This is a genomic window from Aeromonas rivipollensis (genome assembly GCF_037811135.1).
Lineage (GTDB): Bacteria > Pseudomonadota > Gammaproteobacteria > Enterobacterales > Aeromonadaceae > Aeromonas > Aeromonas rivipollensis.
This window is the reverse complement of the sequence record NZ_CP149130.1, coordinates 111894-130817: the sequence shown is the minus strand read 5'-3', so window position 1 is coordinate 130817 and position 18924 is coordinate 111894. Positions and strand designations below refer to the sequence as shown.

General features: G+C 63.2%; 17 protein-coding genes. 5 read left to right on the top strand and 12 right to left on the bottom strand.

Annotated features, from left to right (window positions below; translation table 11 throughout):
• Positions 1-108: 108 nt before the first annotated feature.
• The 6 genes from ompA to ilvG form a co-directional block, all read right to left on the bottom strand.
• Complete coding sequence (gene ompA / locus WIR04_RS00595; protein ID WP_338889708.1) at positions 109-1236, bottom strand: porin OmpA; 1128 nt, start codon at positions 1234-1236, stop codon at positions 109-111.
• 236 nt (positions 1237-1472) lie between these two features.
• Positions 1473-3005: a threonine ammonia-lyase, biosynthetic gene (gene ilvA / locus WIR04_RS00590; protein WP_338889706.1), complete on the bottom strand. Its 1533-nt coding sequence runs from the start codon at positions 3003-3005 to the stop codon at positions 1473-1475.
• A gap of 101 nt (positions 3006-3106) precedes the next feature.
• Positions 3107-4948 carry a dihydroxy-acid dehydratase gene (gene ilvD, locus WIR04_RS00585; RefSeq protein ID WP_025328745.1) on the bottom strand — a complete coding sequence of 614 codons (1842 nt, stop codon included), beginning with the start codon at positions 4946-4948 and terminating at the stop codon, positions 3107-3109.
• Between the two features lie 228 nt (positions 4949-5176).
• Positions 5177-6121 (bottom strand): branched-chain amino acid transaminase, encoded by a 945-nt coding sequence (locus WIR04_RS00580; protein WP_338889703.1) that lies wholly within the window; start codon positions 6119-6121, stop codon positions 5177-5179.
• A gap of 12 nt (positions 6122-6133) precedes the next feature.
• Positions 6134-6412 carry an acetolactate synthase 2 small subunit gene (gene ilvM / locus WIR04_RS00575; RefSeq protein ID WP_307765715.1) on the bottom strand — a complete coding sequence of 93 codons (279 nt, stop codon included), beginning with the start codon at positions 6410-6412 and terminating at the stop codon, positions 6134-6136.
• Positions 6409-8055, bottom strand: a complete 1647-nt coding sequence (gene ilvG, locus WIR04_RS00570) for an acetolactate synthase 2 catalytic subunit (RefSeq protein ID WP_338889700.1) — start codon at positions 8053-8055, stop codon at positions 6409-6411. Before ilvG ends, ilvM begins: the two co-directional genes overlap by 4 nt.
• Positions 8056-8438: 383 nt before the next feature.
• Between ilvG and WIR04_RS00565 the strand changes: the two genes are divergently transcribed.
• From WIR04_RS00565 to WIR04_RS00555, 3 genes are all read left to right on the top strand, one after another.
• Positions 8439-9956, top strand: a complete 1518-nt coding sequence (locus WIR04_RS00565) for a YifB family Mg chelatase-like AAA ATPase (RefSeq protein ID WP_338889698.1) — start codon at positions 8439-8441, stop codon at positions 9954-9956.
• 121 nt (positions 9957-10077) lie between these two features.
• Positions 10078-10977, top strand: a complete 900-nt coding sequence (locus tag WIR04_RS00560) for an acyltransferase (RefSeq protein ID WP_025328750.1) — start codon at positions 10078-10080, stop codon at positions 10975-10977.
• 9 nt (positions 10978-10986) lie between these two features.
• Positions 10987-11934, top strand: coding sequence for an acyltransferase (locus WIR04_RS00555; protein WP_338889695.1), 948 nt, complete (start codon positions 10987-10989; stop codon positions 11932-11934).
• Here the strand turns inward: WIR04_RS00555 and WIR04_RS00550 are convergent.
• A complete protein-coding gene (locus tag WIR04_RS00550) occupies positions 11877-12362 on the bottom strand; it encodes a DUF523 domain-containing protein (protein ID WP_338889692.1) in 486 nt (161 codons plus the stop codon). The two genes, WIR04_RS00555 and WIR04_RS00550, sit on opposite strands and share 58 nt — an antisense overlap.
• Entirely contained in the window at positions 12359-13009 is a 651-nt protein-coding gene (locus WIR04_RS00545) for an NUDIX hydrolase (RefSeq protein ID WP_111910828.1), read from the bottom strand. Before WIR04_RS00545 ends, WIR04_RS00550 begins: the two co-directional genes overlap by 4 nt.
• Before the next feature lie 74 nt (positions 13010-13083).
• On the opposite strand from WIR04_RS00545, the gene WIR04_RS00540 reads away from it, so the two are divergent.
• Both WIR04_RS00540 and pncB read left to right on the top strand, forming a co-directional pair.
• Positions 13084-13719 carry a nicotinamidase gene (locus tag WIR04_RS00540; RefSeq protein ID WP_338889690.1) on the top strand — a complete coding sequence of 212 codons (636 nt, stop codon included), beginning with the start codon at positions 13084-13086 and terminating at the stop codon, positions 13717-13719.
• Between the two features lie 80 nt (positions 13720-13799).
• Positions 13800-14978, top strand: a complete 1179-nt coding sequence (gene pncB, locus WIR04_RS00535; RefSeq protein WP_307765723.1) for a nicotinate phosphoribosyltransferase — start codon at positions 13800-13802, stop codon at positions 14976-14978.
• Between the two features lie 73 nt (positions 14979-15051).
• Here pncB and WIR04_RS00530 read toward each other — a convergent pair whose 3' ends face one another.
• The 4 genes from WIR04_RS00530 to WIR04_RS00515 all read right to left on the bottom strand — a co-directional run bounded on the left by WIR04_RS00530 (position 15052) and on the right by WIR04_RS00515 (position 18910).
• The gene (locus WIR04_RS00530; RefSeq protein WP_025328756.1) at positions 15052-15660 is read right to left on the bottom strand and encodes a thiol:disulfide interchange protein DsbA/DsbL; all 609 of its coding nucleotides are present in this window, start codon (positions 15658-15660) and stop codon (positions 15052-15054) included.
• Positions 15661-15884: 224 nt separating this feature from the next.
• The gene (locus WIR04_RS00525) at positions 15885-16874 is read right to left on the bottom strand and encodes a serine/threonine protein kinase (RefSeq protein WP_338889685.1); all 990 of its coding nucleotides are present in this window, start codon (positions 16872-16874) and stop codon (positions 15885-15887) included.
• A gap of 123 nt (positions 16875-16997) precedes the next feature.
• Positions 16998-18449, bottom strand: a complete 1452-nt coding sequence (gene ccoG / locus WIR04_RS00520; RefSeq protein WP_111910824.1) for a cytochrome c oxidase accessory protein CcoG — start codon at positions 18447-18449, stop codon at positions 16998-17000.
• Between the two features lie 197 nt (positions 18450-18646).
• A complete protein-coding gene (locus tag WIR04_RS00515) occupies positions 18647-18910 on the bottom strand; it encodes a YihD family protein (protein ID WP_025328759.1) in 264 nt (87 codons plus the stop codon).
• Between the last annotated feature and the right edge of the window lie 14 nt (positions 18911-18924).

Below are 18924 nucleotides of genomic sequence, written 5' to 3'. Positions count from 1 at the left end.
TTGCTCCCTTCTCCCCTCGCGGGAGAAGGGTTGGGGATGAGGGGGGGAGCCAGAATGCAACGAGGGGGCCAAGGCCCCCTCGTTGTTTAATAGCAAGGCAAAGATGGCTTACTCGGCGACCTGGGAGACCCCGGTCAGCCGCACCTCGACCCGGCGATCCGGGGCCAGACAGGCGATCATCTGCGCCTTGGCACCGTCCGGGCAGCTGCCCCCCGTCACCGGTGACGACTCGCCCTGCCCCTCGGCCCGCACCTTGTCGGCAAACAATCCCTTGGCGATCAGGTAGTCGGCCACGGTGCGGGCACGCTGCTCCGAGAGGGCCTGGTTGTAGGCATCGGAGCCGATGCGGTCGGTATGACCGATCACAGTGGCCACGCCGTCTTTCGGGTTGGCCGCCAGGATCTGGGCAAACAGGTTGTCGAGCGCCTGGCTCGCGGCCGGCTTCAGGGTCGCCTTGTTGAATTCAAACAAGACGTCCGAGTCCAGGCTGAACTGCTTCTCCACCAGCACGGGAGCCGGTGCAGGCTCAGGTACGGGAGCCGGCGTCGGCGCCACCGGCTCGTCACCGACCTGACCGAAGCGATAGAGCATGCCCACCGCCAGCAGGCCGTTATCCAGCTCTATGCCGGATTCATCCAGCGAGGTCTTGCCGAGCGGGGTGGTGTACTGGTATTCGAGGCGGGCGGCCCAATCCCTGTCGATGGCATATTCGATGCCCAATGCCCCCACAAAGGCGGCGCCGTGATACTTGCCCCCACCCGATGCCGAGAGGTTGCTGGTGCCATCGTTGGCCCAGGCACTGATGGAGCTGTCGGTCCAGGCGTAGGCGCCCCCCAGCCGGCCGTAGATGTCCAGAGCCTCGGTCGCCGGGAAGCCGATCTTCATGGTGGCCTGGATCATCTGGGCCTTGGCCTCCCCATCCAGTCCTGCTTCCACCCCGTTGCCGCTGAAGCGCTGATCGACCTGATACTTGCCGAGCCAGTCATAACCGAGTTCGACGGCCACATTCCGGTTTACCTGATAGCCGGCGAAGAGCCCCAGGCCGAGGTCGCTGTGGTCCTGGCCGGGATCAAAGGCATCGAACAGCTCCTTGACCTGCTCGTCGTAATCCACCCCGTAAAAATTGGACCAGCCGGCCTTGCCGCCGACATACCAGGTGTTGTCCTGGGCGGCAGCCTGCACCGTCCCCGTTGCCATCAGAGCGCCGATCAGGACGGCGAGCATAGATCTGTTCATGGATGAGCCCCTGCAATGAATTGTTATGACGCGGATGCGCCTCTCTTCCCTGACGGGGCCCTGAACCCAAGCCCCGCATTGAGATTATCCCATCTGCAACCAGCCTCAAACGACCAGGGACTCAGGAGTGTGATATTGGCGACATTATCGGCAGATGCGCCCCCCGGAGCGCCCATAAAAAAACGAAGAGCCAGGCTCTTCGTTTTCATCTCGGGATGGGGATGGTCAAGCCGCAGTCACTGACTGCCCTGGCTCGCCAGGAACAGGCGATAGGCGGGATCCTCGCTCACCTCCTTCCAGCCATAGCCAATCTCGTGCAGGTAGTCGTGGAAGGCGGCCACGTCCTCGTCCGGCAGCTCGAAGGCGCAGAGCACCCGGCCATAGTCGGCGCCGTGGTTGCGGTAGTGGAAAAGGCTGATGTTCCAGCGACAACCGAGGGTCTCCAGGAAGCGCATCAAGGCGCCCGGCTGCTCCGGGAACTTGAAGCTGTAGAGACGCTCGCCGAGGGGCCGGGCCGGGCGGCCGCCAATCATGTAGCGCACGTGGTTCTTGGCCAGCTCGCTCTCTGTCATGTTGACCACGGGGTAACCGTTGCCACCGAGCTGATCGATGATCTGGCCCAGCTCCTCGTCGCCCCCGCTGAGGCGCACCGAGACGAACAGGGAGGCCTGGGCCGCATCCGCGTAGCGGTAGTTGAACTCGGTCACCATGCGGGGCCCAAGCTGACGGCAGAAGTCGAGGAAGGCCCCCTTGCGCTCGGGTATGGTCACCGCCAGCATGCCCTCGCGCTTCTCGCCGATCTCGCAGCGCTCCGACACATAGCGCAGGCTGTGGAAGTTGACGTTGGCGCCCGACAGTATGGCCGCCATCCGCCCGCCCTTGACCTGCTCCCGCTCGCTGTAGGCCTTGAGCCCCGCCAGCGACAGGGCCCCCGACGGCTCGGCGATGGCACGGCAGTCGTCGAAGATGTCTTTCAGCGCCGCGCAGATCTGGTCGTTGGAGACGGTCACCACCTCGTCCAGATACTGGTTGCACAGGCGGAAGGTCTCGGTGCCGATGCGCTTGACCGCCACCCCGTCCGCAAACAGGGAGACCCGCTCCAGATTGACCGGCTCGCCGGCCTCCATGGCGGCCTTGAGGCAGGCGGAGCCCTCGGCTTCCACCCCTATCACCTTGACGTCCGGCAGCAACTGCTTGATGTAGACAGCCACCCCGGCGGCCAGGCCGCCGCCCCCCACCGGCACGAAGACGTGGGTCAGGTGGGTGTCCTGCTCCAGCAGCTCCTTGCCGATGGTGCCCTGGCCCGCGATCACCTCGACGTCGTCGAACGGCGGTATCAGGGTGTAGCCCTCGGTTTCTGACAGGCGGCGGCTCTCGGCATAGGCCTCGTCGAAGCTATTGCCAAACAGCAGCACGTTGCCGCCCAGGCGACGCACCGCATCTATCTTGATGTCCGGCGTGGTCTTGGGCATCACTATGATGGCCTTGATGCCGAGCTTGGCCGCCGACAGCGCCACCCCCTGGGCATGGTTGCCCGCCGAGGCCGCCACCACACCGTGGGATTTCTGCTCGGCGCTCAGGGTGGCGATCTTGTGATAGGCACCGCGCAGCTTGAAGGAGTGCACCGGCTGCAGGTCTTCCCGCTTGAGCGCCACCTGGTTGCCGAGTCGCTCGGAGAGCTTCTTGAGGGTCTGCAAGGGGGTCACCCGCGCCGCCTCATAGACGGGGGAGAGCAACACCTTGCGTAGATAATCTGCCGCTGAAACCATGTCCTATTCCTCCAGCTTGCTTAAATCACGTACCGCACCTTTGTCGGCACAGGAGGAGGCGAGCAGCACTTTGCATGAATGATTTGTCGTCGCGCTCATCATCACTCCTCCAGCTTGCTTAAATCGCGCACCGCGCCTTTATCTGCGCTGGTGGCGAGCATGGCATAGGCGCGCAGGGCGTAGGAGACCTGGCGCTGGCGATTGAGCGGCTTCCAGCCACGGGCCTCGACTGCGGCGCGGCGAGCGGCCAGCACGCTATCAGCCACCTCCAGCACCATGCTGCGGGCCGGGATGTTGATGTTGATGATGTCGCCATCCTCTACCAGCCCTATGGTGCCGCCGGACGCCGCCTCGGGGGAGACGTGGCCGATGGAGAGACCCGAGGTACCGCCGGAGAAACGGCCGTCTGTGATGAGGGCGCAGGCCTTGCCGAGGCCCATGGATTTCAGATAGGTGGTGGGGTAGAGCATCTCCTGCATACCGGGGCCTCCTTTCGGGCCTTCGTAGCGGATCACCACCACTTCACCGGCTTTCACTGTGCCATCCAGAATGCCGGCGACCGCCGTGTCCTGGCTCTCGAACACCCGGGCCGGGCCGCGGAAGCAGAGGTTCTCGTCATCCACCCCGGCGGTCTTGACGATGGCACCATCGAGGGCCAGGTTGCCGGAGAGCACGGCCAGGCCCCCTTCCAGGCTGTAGGCGTTGTCCAGGGAGCGGATGCAGCCTTCTGCCCGATCCAGATCCAGCTCTGGCCAGCGGCAATCCTGGCTGAATGCCTTGGTGGTGCGGATCCCGGCCGGGCCGGCGCGGTAGAAGTCATGCACCGCCTTGTCATCGCAGCGGCTGACGTCGTACTGCTCCAGCAGCTCGTGCAAGCTGGTGCCGAGCACGTTGCGGGTATCGCCGTGCACCAGGCCCGCCTTTTCCAGCTGACCCAGGATGGCGACCACGCCACCGGCGCGGTGTACGTCTTCCATGTGGTACTTCTGGGTGGACGGCGCCACCTTGCACAGCTGGGGCACCTTGCGGGACATGCGGTCGATGTCGGCCATGGTGAAGTCCACGCCGGCCTCCTGGGCCGCCGCCAGCAGGTGCAGCACCGTATTGGTGGAGCCGCCCATGGCGATGTCCAGGGCCATGGCGTTCTCGAACGCCGCCTTGGTGGCGATGTTGCGCGGCAGGGCGCTCTCGTCATCCTGCTGGTAGTAACGATTGGCCAAAGCGACGATGCGCTGACCCGCCAGCTTGAACAGCTGTTCCCGATCGGCGTGGGTCGCCAGCAGGGAGCCGTTGCCCGGCTGGGAAAGGCCCAGGGCCTCGGTCAGGCAGTTCATGGAGTTGGCGGTGAACATGCCGGAGCAGGAGCCGCAGGTGGGACAGGCGCTGCGCTCTATCTGATCGCTCTGGGCGTCGGAGACCTTGGGATCGGCCCCCTGGATCATGGCGTCCACCAGATCCAGCTTGATGATCTGATCGGAGAGCTTGGTCTTGCCCGCCTCCATGGGGCCGCCGGAGACGAAGATCACCGGTATGTTGATACGCAGGGCGGCCATCAGCATCCCCGGGGTGATCTTGTCGCAGTTGGAGATGCAGACCATGGCGTCGGCGCAGTGGGCGTTGACCATGTACTCCACAGAATCGGCGATAAGCTCGCGGGACGGCAGCGAATAGAGCATGCCGCCGTGGCCCATGGCGATGCCGTCATCGACCGCTATGGTGTTGAATTCCTTGGCGACGCCGCCGGCGGCCTCGATCTCCCGGGCCACCAGCTGGCCGAGATCCTTGAGGTGCACGTGACCGGGTACGAACTGGGTGAAGGAGTTGACCACGGCGATGATGGGCTTGCCGAAATCCTGATCTGTCATGCCGGTGGCACGCCAGAGGGCGCGGGCCCCGGCCATGTTACGTCCGTGGGTGGTGGTGGCGGATCTCAACTTCGGCATTGTCTCTACTCCCTGAATACATGAGCCCGACTGGGCAAACTTATGGTGCGAAGCTGTCGCTTCAAATCGGTTGTGGCAAGGGATCTGCCCTTGCCATAGCCGACTCTTGCTGGCGCGAGCGGGCGACGGGTCGCCCGCTCGTTCTCAATCAGTCGTTGACCGGGGTCAACCAGTTCCATTTGTCCTCGGTCTGGCCGTTGCATGGGGGCAAATGCTGCCCCTGCTGATTCAATCGTTAACTGGGGTCAACCAGTTCCATTTGTCCTCGGTCTGACCGTTGAACAGGCCGAAGAAGGCATTCTGCAACTGCTCGGTCACCGGGCCACGGCTGCCGGCGCCCACCTTCATCCGATCCACCGAGCGTACCGGGGTCACCTCGGCGGCGGTGCCGGTCATGAAGATTTCGTCTGCGACATACAGGGCCTCCCGGGGCAGCGCCTGCTCGCGCACCTCGTAACCGAGATCCCGGGCCAGCGTCATGATGGTGTCGCGGGTGATGCCGGGCAGGATGGCGGCGGTGGCGGGCGGGGTGAAGATCACGCCGTTTTTCACCAGGAACAGGTTCTCACCGGCCCCTTCGCTCAGGTAACCGTTCACGTCCAGCGCCAGCCCCTCTGCGAAGCCGTTGCGCTTGGCCTCACGACTGATGAGCTGGGACGAGAGGTAGTTGCCCCCCGCCTTGGCGCCGGTGGGAATGGTATTGGGGGCGAGCCGGTTCCAGGAGGTGACGCACACATCCACCCCGTTCTTCAGCCCCTCTTCCCCCAGATAGGCGCCCCAGGGCAAGGCCGCAACCATGAGATCCGCCTTGGCATCCAGCGGAGGATGCAGCCCCAGCCCCACGTTGCCGACAAAGGCCAGCGGGCGCAGATAGCCGCTCTTCAGGCCGTTCTCGCGCACCACTGTGCGGCAGGCTTCATTCACTTCGGATTCGCTGTAGGGCACGTCCATCCAGTAGATTTTGGCGGAGTCGAACAGGCGGCGGGTGTGCTCCTGCAGGCGGAAGATGCAGGTGCCCCTGGGGGTATCGTAGGCGCGCACCCCCTCGAACACCGAGGAGCCGTAGTGCAGGGCATGGCTCATGACATGGACCTGGGCATCCTGCCAGGGCACCAGCTTGCCGTTGAACCAGATGTATTGAGGGTGATTGGCGGATTGGGAAGGCTGTGACATTGGCTTGGCTCCTTAAGCGCTGATCCGGGGTTGCTGTTCCAGTGCATCGACCCGGGAGACATCCACCAGCTTGACCAGCTGGCTCCACAACTGCTGGATGGGACGCTCTGACTCGACAGTAACCGTGATCCGCAGCTGTTGGCAATCCTGCTCCATGTTAAGGGCGCAGAGGGCGAAGCCACGGTGACGCACCACCCGCAGTACCCGCTCCATCACTTCGGGTCTGGGCTGGGCGTGAATATGCAGGGTGTGCTGCGCACATCCGGGTTGGTGAAAGCTGTGCTGCTTCATGGGCGTTGCTCCATCATCTTGTGGTTGGCGACTCCCGGCGGAACCAGGGGCCAGACGTTTTCTTCCTCTGAAATAGCCACATGCAGCAGGTAGGCGCTCTCGCTTGTCAGCAGGCGATCGAGCGCCGGTGCTATCTCATCCTTGCATGTGATGGTTTCGCCCGGGATGCCGAAGGCGGCGGCCAGAGCGATGAAATCCGGGTTGTCGGAGAGTATGGTCTCGCTGTAACGGCCGTCGAAGAACAGCTCCTGCCACTGGCGCACCATGCCGAGACGTTGATTGTCGATCAGCACCATCTTCACCTTGAGCTGGGCCCGGCGTATGGTGCCGAGCTCCTGCACGTTCATCATGAAGGAGCCGTCACCGCTCACCAGCACTACCTCGTCATCCGGGCGCGACATCTTGGCGCCGATGGCGGCGGGCAGGCCGAAGCCCATGGTGCCGAGGCCGGCGCTGGAGAGGTGGTTGCGCGGGCTGGTGAAGCGCATGTGCTGGGCCACCCACATCTGGTGTTGACCCACGTCGCAGGCCACCACGCTGGTCTCGGGCAGCAGTGCCGAAAGCTGTTTGAGCAGGGCCGGGGCATAGATGGGCTGGCCGGGATGGTCGTAGCGGAAGGCATACTCGCGAGCCATGGCGGCGCAGTGCTCACGCCAGGGATCGATCGCCAGCGCCATGGCCAGGGCGGGCAACACCCGCTTGAGATCCGTGGTGATGCCCACATCGGCGGCGCGGCGTTTGCCGAACTCGGCGGCATCCACGTCCAGGTGGATCACTCTGGCCTCGGGGGCGAACTCCTCCAGCTTGCCGGTCACCCGGTCATCGAAACGGGCGCCTACCACCAGCAGCAGGTCGCACTGCTGCACCGCATAGTTGGCGGCCTTGGTGCCGTGCATGCCGAGCATGCCGAGGTAGACGGGGCTGTCGGGGTCGAGCGCGCCTATCCCCTTGAGGGTGGTGACCGCCGGCATGCCGGTGGCGGCGGCAAAATCACGCAGTTGCTGCTCCGCATTGGCCATGCCCACCCCGCCCCCGACGTAGAGCACCGGGCGCTCGGCAGCGGCCAGCAGGGTGCGGGCCAGGGTCAGCTCGGCCGGATTGAGGGGCTCTGGCTCCTCCACCGCAAACAGCGGGCTCTGGGCCGGCACGGCGGCTAGCTGAACATCCTTGGGAAAGTCGATGAGCACAGGACCCGGACGCCCCTCGGTGGCGATGGCGAAGGCTTCCGCCAGCACCCGACCCAGATCGGCGGCATCGGTCACCATGAAGGAGTGCTTGGTGCAGGAGAGGGACATGCCGAGCACGTCGACCTCCTGAAACGCATCGGTGCCCACGGCGGCGCAGGCGACCTGACCGCTGATGGCGACCAGCGGCACGGAATCGAGCAGCGCCTCCGCCAGGCCGGTCACCAGGTTGGTGGCGCCCGGACCCGAGGTGGCGATGCAGACCCCCACCTGACCGGAGGCGCGGGCATAACCCACGGCGGCCAAGGCGGCCCCCTGCTCGTGACGGCAGAGCTGATGGGCCAGGCCACCGTCATACAGGGCGTCATAGACCGGCATGATGGCCCCGCCCGGGTAACCAAACACCTGGGTCACACCCTGTTTCTTGAGAGCCTGTACCAAAAACTGCGCGCCGTTCATGTGGAAATCCTGTCCTTTGGTCGAAAAAAAACCCCCGGGCCATGAGGCTCGGGGGTCGCTTGTTTCGTTCTGTCCGGTGGTGGGTCTATCCCTTGTTCCGTGCAGCTAAACGAGCCCCGAGCGGTGAGATAATAATCACCACTAGGACCACAATAATGCTGACGAAACGGGAGGCCATGTTCATAGTTACAACCGGAAATCCTGTGAAATGGGGGCGATTTGCACCGCGAATGACTATTAGAACTAGCATGGTGATTTTTATTGGGCAAGCATTTTTTACCTGACAAGACTCTGATTTTGACTGATCAGCAAGCTGCTCTCTGGAACAAAAAACTAATAAAAAACGGTTAACCAGCACATACATCAAACCAAGGACGGGATTTATGTCATTAGCTGTGGTTTATAGCCGTGCCAGCCTGGGAATAGCGGCACCGCAAGTCACGGTGGAAGTCCATTTATCCAACGGGCTGCCCGCCTTCAACATGGTGGGATTGCCGGAAACCTCGGTGAAGGAGTCGCGGGATCGGGTGCGCAGCGCCCTGCTCAACGGCAACTTCGAGTTCCCCTCCAAGCACATCACAGTCAATCTGGCCCCCGCCGACCTGCCCAAGGAGGGAGGCCGTTTCGATCTGGCCATCGCCATCGGCATTCTCGCCGCTTCCAAGCAGATACCGGCAACATACCTGCTCGATCACGAATTTTTAGGGGAGTTGGCCCTGACCGGCGAGATCCGCCCCGTGCTCGGGGTGCTGCCCGCCGTGCTCGCCTGCCGCGACGCCGGGCGCACCCTGCTGGTGCCGCGAGAGAACGGCCCCGAGGCCTCCCTCATCCAGGATGCCGAGGTGCGCACCGCCCACCAGCTGCTGGCCGTCACCGCCTGGCTGGCGGGTCAGTACGAGCTGCCCCTGCCGGAGCCCCAGACCACGGACGCCCTGCCCGATGTGCCGGATCTGCAGGATGTGATCGGCCAGTCCCAGGCCAAGCGGGCGCTGGAAATCGCTGCCGCGGGTAGCCACAACCTGCTGTTCATTGGCCCGCCCGGCACCGGTAAGAGCATGCTGGCAAGCCGCCTGCCCGGCATACTGCCGCCGCTCAGCGAGCAAGAGGCGCAGCAGACCGCCGCCATCCACTCCATCGGCGGCCTCACCCCCCGCGCCGGCCACTGGCATCACAGGCCCTATCGCACGCCGCACCATAGCGCCTCGGCGGTGGCCCTGGTGGGCGGTGGCAGCCACCCAAGACCGGGGGAGATCTCGCTAGCCCACAACGGCGTGCTGTTTCTCGACGAGTTGCCGGAGTTCGAACGCAAGGTGCTCGATTCCCTGCGTGAGCCGCTGGAAACCGGCCACATCACCATCAGCCGGGCCGCCCGCCAGGTGGATTTCCCCGCCCGTTTCCAGCTGGTGGGTGCCATGAACCCCAGCCCCTGCGGCCACTATGGCGATGGCCAGACCCGCTCCAGCCCGGATCAGATACTGCGCTACCTCGGCAAGCTCTCGGGCCCCTTCCTCGACAGATTCGATCTGACGGTGGAGGTGCCGCTGCTGCCCAAGGGGAGCCTGACCGGCAAGGCGGAACGGGGTGAGTCTAGCCGGCAGATCCGCGATCGGGTGCTGGCAGCGCGGGAGCGAATGCAAAACCGCAACGGCAAGCTCAACAACCTGCTTGATAGTCGCGAGATAGAGGATATTTGCCGATTATCACCGCAGGATGCCGAGTTTTTGGAGAATGCCATCCAGAGGCTGGGGCTCAGCATCCGGGCCTGGCACCGCATACTGCGGGTGTCGCGTACCATAGCGGATCTGGCGGGACGGCCCGCCATCGAGAAGGAGCACCTGATCGAAGCGCTCGGCTACAGAGCCATGGACCGGCTGCTGTCACGGCTGCGCAGCGGCCAGTGAGCGCCAGGAGATCCCGGCATCAGTGCGGTACATCCATGGTCTAGCGTCGGATCGGCTGATATTATGGCCACAGATCTGACCACTTGGTTGCCACCCACAGACACGAAAACGGATCCGATTCATGCACAACAAGCTGATAGAGCGGCTGCGCGGCTGCCTCTCGACCCTGCTCTATTTCCTCAACACCCTCTTCTGGTTTGTCCCCATACTGCTGCTCGGCCTCATCAAGCTGCTGCTGCCCCTCAAGGGCTGGCGCACCCTCTGCAACGCCCTGCTGGACGGCTGTGCCAGCTGCTGGATAGGTTTCAACAATCTGATCCAGAAAACCATCATCAGAACCCCTTTCGAGGTGGTCGGAGTGGACAAAGGGCGCCGGAACGAGTGGTATATGGTGGTTGCCAACCATCAATCCTGGGTCGACATACTGGTACTGCAGCGGATTTTTAATCAAAAAATCCCCTTCCTGAAGTTTTTCCTCAAGAAAGAACTGATTTGGGTACCTTTTCTCGGGCTGGCCTGGTGGGCGCTCGACTTCCCCTTCATGCGGCGATATTCACGCAGCTTGCTGGAAAAGAAGCCGCATCTGAAGGGAAAAGACATAGAAACGACGCGCAAGGCCTGTGCCAAGTTCCGCCACATTCCGGTGAGTGTGATGAACTTCGTGGAGGGCACCCGCTTCACCGCCCACAAGCATGACAAACAGGGCGCTCCCTATCGCCACCTGCTGCACCCGAGGGCTGGCGGCATCGCCTTCACCCTGGCGGCCATGGGGGACCAACTGCACAAGCTGGTGGATGTGACCATCGCCTATCCGGGCGGCATCCCCAGTTACTGGGACTTCATGTGCGGTCGGGTCAAGGAGATCAAGGTTCGGGTCCGCTTTCTGCCGATCGAACGCAATCTGGTGGGGGATTACTTCAATGACCCCGAGTTCCAACAAGAGTTTCAACAGTGGCTGAACGGGATCTGGCGCGAGAAGGACCAGACACTGGGTCAGCTGCTGGCGGACAAGACGCAGTAAACGACGCCCATGCTAAGCCTGCTCCCCGGCCCCCTGGTGCTGTTCATCAGCGCCGGCCTGACCATATTGTTCACCGCCCTGTGCGCCAGCCTGATCCTGCTGGTCTCCCTGGCGAAATTGCTGTTGCCCCTCCCGGCCTTTGGCCGCGCCTGCAGCCGGCTCAACAATGGCTTCATGAGGCTGTGGTTGGGTTGCAACGCCCTGGTGATCCGCCTCACCACCCGTATCGACTGGCAGCTCGAGGATGAGACCCTGCTGCGCAAGGATGGCTGGTACCTCATCATCAGCAACCACATGAGCTGGACCGACATAGTGGTGCTGGGCCACCTGTTCCGCGACCGGCTGCCGGTGCCCAAGTTCTTCATGAAGCACGAGCTCATCTACATACCGCTGCTGGGGCTCGCCTGCTGGGGGCTCGATATGCCCTTTATGCGTCGCTACTCACGGGAGTTTTTGCTGCGCAACCCGCACCTGAGGGGCAAGGATATCGAGACCACCCGCAACGCCTGCGAGAAGTTTCGCCACATCCCCACCACCGTCATCAACTTCGTGGAGGGGACCCGCTTCACCGAGCAAAAGCGAGAGGCGACCCGCTCCCGCTACCGCCACCTGATGCCGCCCAAGGCGGCGGGGCTGGCCTTCACCCTGGCGGCCATGGGGGAGCAGTTCGACAGCCTGATCAACGTCACCATCCGCTACCCGGACAACAGCGAAACGCCGTTCAAGGACTTTCTGATGGGGCGGATGAAGCGCATTCAGGTGCGCATCGAGGAGCTGCCGGTGGATGAGGCACTGGTGGGTGACTACTTCAACGACAAGCAGTTCAAGCGCGGTTTTCAGGCGTGGCTGAACCAGCGCTGGCAGGAGAAGGACGGGGTATTGGAAGGGTGGCAGCGAGCTCAGGAGCCCGCTATGGTGGCCGCCAGGGAGAGTGCCAGTGCCAGCTCGGGCAACTGATCTTCGCTGAACACCTCAATGCCGTGACGGCGCAGCAGGGCCGTGGTCTTGCCCTCTCCCGCCATAGAGACTCCTTCGAAGCTGCCGCTGTAGATGCGGCCACTGCCGCAGGAGGGGCTCCCCTCCTTGAGCAGGGCAAAACGAATGCCCTGCGCCAGGCAGAGCCCGAGCGCCAGCTCGGCGCCGCGATCGAACTCGGCGGTCACATCCAGCCCGCTCTCGGTTACCACAAGCTCACCCTGCCGCTCGGCGGGCGGACGCGGGGTCGGCAGGCCGCCCGCCACCTCGGGGCAGAACGCCAGCGCCCTCCCCTCGGCCCCAAGCGCATTCAACCAGTCACTGACGATCCCCTTGCTCTGGCCGTCGTAACGTACTGGTTGACCCAGCAGGCAGGCACTCACCAGCACCCGGGGCGGCGTTTTACTCATGCTTCCGCTCCGTGCATCACCTGATCGAACATCACGCAGCAGGGGCTCTCCAGCCGGTAGAGGATGGCGGGACGCTGCTTGCCGGTACGCTTGCGGCCGGTATCCACCAGGATGTCGGCACGATGGATCCGCTTGCGAAACGCCGCCGTGTTCATGGGGGTCTGAAGAACGATCTCGAAGGCCCGCTGCACCTCGGAGAGGGTAAACTCGGCCCCCAGCAGTTGCAGCGGCAGTGTGCTGTAGCGGCTCTTGATGCGCAGCCGCTCCAGCCCCATGGCGACCAGCTGGCCGTGATCGAAAGCAAGATCGAGGCCAGGCAGGGCCGAGAGCGGGTGCCAATGACCTCGCACGGCCTCCGCCTCCGGCTCCACCAGACACAGATAGACGAGGGTGGTGGACCAGCCACGGGGATCCCGTTCCAGATTTCCGAGGGTACAGACCTGCTCGCTGTAGCAATGACCCAGCCCCCACTCCCCCAGCAGGCGGTGGCGGGCGGCATCCAGATCCCGATCCCGGGTCTCGTCGATGCGCAGGGCCGGCAACTGCCAGCAGTGGCTAAAGGGGGGGCGATCCCGGGTTTCGAGGAGCAGTTCGAGCCGCTCCTCGTTCAACCGCAGCACCACCATATCCAGACTCATTCTCGGCATCCTGGTCGACCTGCTCGCCTTCTAATAATGTTTGGTAGATAATATCACAAGAATATTATGTGCAGGAGCCACCCATGGGAACCATCGCCAGCCTGGATATAGATGCGCAGAAGGGCTTTACCCCCCTCTGCCCGAACGAGCTGCCCGTCGCGGGCGGGGCTGACATAGTGGCCGCTCTCAACGCGCAAGCCGCCCTCGCCTGCCTGCGGATCGGCAGCAAGGACGCCCACCCAGCGAACGCCGCCTGGGTGGTGACAACCCCCGCCGCCATGCTGCAACCGCTGGACCTGCCCAACGCCGATCTCACCTGGCCGACCCATTGCGTACCGGGCACTCCTGGCTTCGAGCTGCTCGATGGCCTGCCCGCCCCCATCGACTATGACTTCTTCGTCTGGAAGGGGGTCGAGCCGGACCTGCATCCCTATGGCGCCTGCTACCATGACCTGGCCGAGCGCCGCAGCACAGGGCTTATCGAATTCCTGCAAGCACGGGGCGTCAGCACAGTACTGGTGGGCGGCCTCGCCACCGACTACTGCGTCAAGACCAGCGTGCTGCAACTGCGCCGTGCCGGTCTGCGGGTCATAGTGCACCTCGATGCCTGCCGTGGCATAGCCCCAGAGACTGTTGCCAGCGCCCACACCCAGATGATCGAGGCTGGCGCCGAACTGGCCCAGACCCTGGTCGATGTACAACGCCTGCTGGACGCCTGATATGTCACCCATTCTCACCAGCCTGCCCGGCGCCCGCAAATTACCCATGCGGCAGGTCACCCGCCTGCCAGGATACTGATATGCCCCCTATCCTCACCAGCCTGCTCGACACCGACGCCTACAAGCTGCACATGCAGCAGGCGGTGTTCCATCGCTACCCGGATGCCGAGGTGGTGGCCGAGTTTCACAGCCGCAACGAGGAAGATCTGCTGCCCATGATGGGCGAGATCGAGGAGCAACTGCGCCTCGCCGGCTCCCTGCGCCTGACCGGCTCCGAACTCGATTTCCTGGCCGAGCGCCCCTTCTTCACCGCCGATTACCTCGATCACCTGCGCCGCAAGCCGCTGGATGCCTCCCTGCTCAAGGTGTTCGAGCAGGATGGCCGCATCAATGTGCGGGTCGAGGGGCCCTGGCAGGATGTGATCCTGTGGGAGATCCCGGTGCTCGCTATCATCAGCGAGATGCGCAACCGCTTCCGCTATCCCCAGTTCGGGGTGAGCCATGCCCTGGCGCGGCTGGATCAGAAGATCGACAAGCTGGAGCGGGAACTCAGCCCCGAGGAGATGAGCGAGTTCAACCTCATCGACTTCGGCACCCGCCGCCGCTTCTCCCATGCCGTGCAAGATGCCGTGGTGGGCCGCCTCAAGGAGCGCCTGCCGGCATTTCGGGGCACCAGCAACTACCAGCTGGCCCAGAAGTACCGGCTGCCAGCGGTGGGCACCCAGGCCCACGAGTGGTTCCAGGCCCACCAGCAGCTCGGCTTCCCGCTGGAACACAGCCAGCGCGCCGCCCTCATCAGCTGGCTTGACGAGTTCACCAACCATCTGGGCATAGCCCTGACCGACTGCATCACCATGGATGCCTTCCTGCGCGACTTCGATTTCGAGCTGGCCAGCCGCTATCAGGGACTGCGCCACGATTCCGGTGACCCCGTGGTGTGGGGCGAGAAGGCCATCAGCCACTACCAGCGCCTCGGCATAGATCCCAAAGACAAGACCCTGGTCTTCTCCGACGGCCTCAACCTCGACAAGGCGGTCGAGTTGTTCCGTCACTTCCGTGGCCGCATCAACACCAGCTTCGGTATCGGCACCAAGCTCACCTGCGATCTGCCCGGCGTCAGCCCGATGAACATCGTCTTCAAGCTGATGGAGTGCAACGGCGGCCCTGTTGCCAAGATCTCCGACAGCCCGGGCAAGACCCTGTGTCGGGACGCGGACTTCATCCGCAACCTCAAGCAGGCCTTCCACGTCGGGGTGTGACCGCCCGGGAACAGCAGACAACAAAAAGCCCGCCGGTTCGCACCGGCGGGCTTTTTTATCGACCCAGGAGGGGTCAGTCTTTCTTGGCCAGCAGGAATTTCACCAGCTGGTTGAACTGCTCCTGGGAGGTGATGGATTCAATCTTCACCAGGTACTTGCCATTGACCAGGAAGGCCGGCACACCGCGAATGTTGTAGCTCTCGGTGTTGCGATCGAACTGGGAGACCATGCCGGAGACGGCGAAGCTGTCGACGGCACCGTCAAACTCTTCGGCCGGTACGCCGTTGTCCACGAAGATCTGCTTCACGTCGGCACGGCTCTGCGGCACCTGACGCTGGGTGTGGATCTTGTCGAAGATGACCGGAGTCAGCTTGCCTTCGACGTTCAGCAGGTTGGCGACGGCGTAGGCGCGTTGCATCTCCGGGCCCATCTCACGGCCCAGGAAGGCCACCGGGTTCTTCTTCATCGGCACGCCTTCCGGCAGGCTCTTCTTCAGATCTTCGGCGATCGGCTCGAACTTGGCGCAGTGCGGGCAGAAATAGGAGAAGAACTCCAGCACTTCCGGTTGGGCGCTGCCGGTCTGGGTGACCACGTCATAGTTGACGCCTTCCTTGAATTGCGGGGCGGCGTGAACCATGGGGATCATCAGCATGGCAGCGAGGAAAAATAGTACTTTTTTCATGACGTTTCCTGTTAAGGGATCACTGTGAGGCACGCCCGGCGAACCGAAGCAGTCCAAGCCTATTGCGTCCCCCTCCCGCCGTCAATGGCAAAGGCGGCTGGGCGACCTCCTGGCCGCGGCATCCTGGGTCCGGTTGCCAGGGCTTGCCCGGCCGGCATCAACGTCAGCAGCAGTAGCTGGATCGCATCCTGCTGGTCGTACTGCGGGTACCGCGACAGTCTGCCTTACCAGTTCGGCATCAGCGTCAGGGGCGGCGCCTTGAGCGCTTCCAGCTGGTCGTGCAGGGTCGCTATCTGCTGGCGCCAGTAGTGATCCGTATTGAACCAGGGGAAGTGACGGGGGAAAGCGGGATCCTCCCAGCGCCGGGCCAGCCAGGCCATGTAGTGGACTATGCGCATGGCGCGCAGCGGTTCGATCAGCGCCAGCTCCCGCGGGTCGAACTCCATGAACTCCTCGTAGCCGGCCAGCAGGGTGTCGAGCTGGATCTGCTGCTCGTGGCGCTCGCCGCTCAGCATCATCCAGAGATCCTGGATGGCGGGACCGGTGCGGCAGTCGTCGAGATCGACGAACAGGGGGCCATCGCGCCACAGTATGTTGCCGGGGTGGCAGTCTCCGTGCAGGGAGATCCGGGCCACATCCAGGCTCATGGCGTCGCCCACATGGCGGATCAGCTCGTCGAGCACCCCGAAGAACTGCTTGGCCAGGCCGCTCGGCACCCACTCTCCGGCCGCCAGCAACTGACGCGGCTCGTGCAGCATGCTCTCCACGTCCAGCTGGACCCGATGATGGAAGGAGTGACTGGCCCCGACCCTGTGGATGCGGCCGAGATAGCGCCCCACCCACTCCAGCTGATCCAGGTTGTCCACCTCGAACTGACGGCCACCGACGCTCTGCCAGATGGCGAAGGGATAGCCCTGATGCTCCAGCAGGGTCTCGCCGGCAAAGGCGATGGGGGCGGCGACCGGGATCTCCGTCTCACGCAGGCGAGCGGCAAACTCGTGCTCCTCGAGGATCTGGGCCCGGCTCCAGCGACCGGGGCGGTAGAACTTCACCACGTAACGGCGACGCTCCTCATCCTGAAACTGGTAGACCCGGTTTTCATAGCTGTTGAGCTCGATGAGGCCGGAGTCGATGCGCAGGCCGCTGAGATCGATCGCATCCATGATGAGGTCGGGATTGAGGTCGGAATAGTTGAAACGCATGTCATCCACCATGAGAAAGGGGCGCTGTTGCGCCCCATTCTATCCGAGATAGCCAATCAATGCCGCCCATGATCCCGATCCGGAACATTCCACGGACGCCCGTGGCACGCCGGATCAGCTGTCCGGGACGGCCCCTCAGAGCCGGCTGATAAACTTGCTGGGCTGGCGCAGGGTGCCCTTGCTGTCGTCCGGTGCGGCTCCTTCCCGTTTGAGCACGAACTGGACATCCAGGGTCGGCCGCTTCAGGTTGAAGGGATCCACCGCCAGGCTCACCGGCAGGGTGAAGATTTCCCCTGGTTTGAGAGTCACTTCCCGCGGGCCGAACCACTGGTGCTCCGGCAACCCTTCCACATCCAGTTGATAGGTCTGGGATTGCAGTGTCTTGTTGAGGATCTTCAGGGTATAGGTGTTCTCGATGAGCCCCTCGCTGTTCTCCCGGAACAGCTGGTTGCGATCCCGCAGTATGTCGAGCCCCATGGGCATGATGGACATGGCGTTGTAGACGAAGACCCCCAGCATGATGACCATCACCAGGCCATAGCCGAGCAGCTTGGGCCTGGCCACATGGGTCTGGTTGTGGGCCAGCTTGTGCTCAGTGGTGTAGCTGATCAGCCCCTTCGGATAGCCCATCCGATCCATGGTCTGATCGCAGGCATCGACGCAGGCGCCGCAGTTGATGCACTCGTACTGCAGGCCGTCGCGGATGTCGATGCCGGTCGGGCAGACCTGCACGCAGAGATCGCAATCGATGCAGTCCCCCAGCCCCAGCGCCTTGGGATCGGCCTTGCGGCCACGGGCGCCACGGGTCTCGCCGCGCTTGCTGTCGTAGCCGACTATGTAGGTGTCCTTGTCGAACATGGCGGACTGGAAGCGGGCATAGGGGCACATGTGGATGCACATGATGGCGCGCATCCAGCCGGCGTTGCCGTAGGTGCAGGCGGCGAAGAAGAGCACCCAGAAGATGACCCAGCCGCTCGCCTGCAAGGTGAAGAAGTCAGGCACCAGCTGGAACACATCCTGGAAGTAGGCGACGAAGGTGAGGCCGGTGCCCAGCGACAGCAGGATCCAGGCCAGGTGCTTGGCGCCCTTGCGGGCCAGCTTCTCGCCACTCCAGGGGGCTGCATCCAGCTTGCGGCGCTTGTTGGCGGCGCCTTCCAGCTTCTCCTCGAACCAGATGAACATGAAGGTCCACACCGTCTGGGGGCAGAGATAGCCGCACCAGACCCGGCCGAGGAAGGTGGTGACGAAGAAGAGGGCGAAGGCGGCGATCATGAAGACCCAGGCCAGCAGGGTCAGATCCTGCGGCCAGATGGTAGCGCCGAAGATGTGGAACTGCTGATGCTCCAGATCGAACAGTACCGCCTGGCGGCCGTCGTAGCGCAGCAGGGGCAAGGTGACGAAGAGGGCGACGAAGAACCAGCCCATGACCTTGCGCACCCGCTGCCAGTAGCCGGTCTGGGACCTGACGTAGATGCGGTTGCCGGGATTGAACCTGTCATCGCCCGCCTTGAACGTGTGGGGATTGAAGGTCCCGGTGACGTTCTTGTCGGTCACATCCTTGATATCGATCTTGTCCTGGTCGGCCATTGCAGCACATAGCTCCACTCATATTGTTATGAAGGCGATTATATCTTAAACAGCCTGCTAATTGTGTGGGTTAAATGTATCTATAGTTCGAGTGCCGTCGCAATTTCAGGCAACAAAAAAGGCCCATAGCCAGTTGACTATGGGCCTTTTTAGAGATTCTCTTGAAACCTTCCTCTTCCGGCAACCCGGCGGTCGCGTTACTTGATGCCGCGGGCCTTGAGCAGGGCTTCCTTGAAGTCAGGAACATGATCCTTGGCCAGGCCCGGGATCATCGCCTGCTTGTCGGATTCGCGCATCTTGAGGTGGTAGATCAGCATGTCGTCGGTCAGCTCGGACAGGGCGCCCTCATAGCCGGCCTCGGCCGCCAGTTTGGCGATGAATTGCACCAAGCTGAGATCCTGCTCCTTGATCCAGGCGGGCTGCAGCAGCTCCAGCAGCTCTTCGATACGATGACATTGCATAGACGACCTCTTTA